Here is a 1,044-nt window from a genome sequence, read left to right as displayed (position 1 = left end):
AATAAGGCATCCATGCGCTGTTTAAGGTTACTCAGCCCAATCCCCGAACCAGAGTGATTGCTGACGTGACTCAACCCCACGCCAGTGTCTTTCACTTCAATTTGCAACAGCTGTTTCTCTTGCTTTATCAGCAATTGGACTTCACCACCTTCACGTTTTGGCTCGATGCCGTGAATAATGGCGTTCTCTACCAAAGGTTGCAGCATCATCGGAGGCAACTCTGTATTTCCTAACCCTTCTTGCACCTCGATTGTGTAACTTAAGCGCTCGCCTAAACGAATTTTTTGAATACCCAGATAAGCGTCAATCAAGGCGATTTCATTCTCAACCGTGGTGTGCTCCTCACGCGAGCTTTTTAGCGTTGCACGCAATAACGCAGTGAGTTGATCCAACATTTGTTTGGCTTTATCGACGTCTTGCGACATCAACGCGCTGATATTGGCAAGCGTATTAAACAGAAAATGCGGCTCAATTTGGCTTTGCATCTGCTTGAGCTGGCTGAGTAAAAGGGCTCGTTCTTGTTCGGCATTTTCACGTTTGATGCTCTCTAGCTCACGCTGTGCAATAGCTTCTTTTTCGCGTGAATGAAAATAAAAATAACACATACCGCTAAACAGCAGGCCCATCAGTAAGACAGGCAACATGCCCGAAATACCGAAGTATTCACCGAGCCAAAACTGCGCATTAATTACACCAAACAACAAACACGCGGTCAGTGATAGCGCAATTTCTAGCATGCGTGGGATGGTCGGAAACAACTTGTCGATCAACCACGAGAAGAACAGCGCAGAGTAGCCAAAACCAAAGCTCACCAGTACATGCACGTAGTACGGACCGCCCCAAACTGAGAGCGTCATTCCCGAGATAAACAAACAAAACAACGTGGTGACAACCACACTGCGCTGCCATCCACTTGCTACCATTGACTTAGCTGAACACATTTAAAATTTCCCTTTGATGTTAAATACAATCATATGCTTATCGCTGATTTGTGCGTAAGCAGAATGGTCGTCTCCGGTTAAAAAGCGTGCGACAACTTCCACT

The 1,044-nt window shown here is 46.0% G+C and carries 1 protein-coding gene; it reads right to left on the bottom strand.

Annotated features, from left to right (window positions below):
• A partial coding sequence (locus tag R7127_RS26895; protein WP_318148761.1) for a sensor histidine kinase occupies window positions 1-941 on the bottom strand: 941 nt, incomplete at its 3' end.
• Window positions 942-1,044: the final 103 nt, after the last annotated feature.

Source organism: Vibrio sp. 1159, from assembly GCF_033340395.1.
Taxonomy (GTDB): domain Bacteria; phylum Pseudomonadota; class Gammaproteobacteria; order Enterobacterales; family Vibrionaceae; genus Vibrio; species Vibrio alginolyticus.
This window is presented reverse-complemented; position numbering and strand designations above follow the sequence as displayed.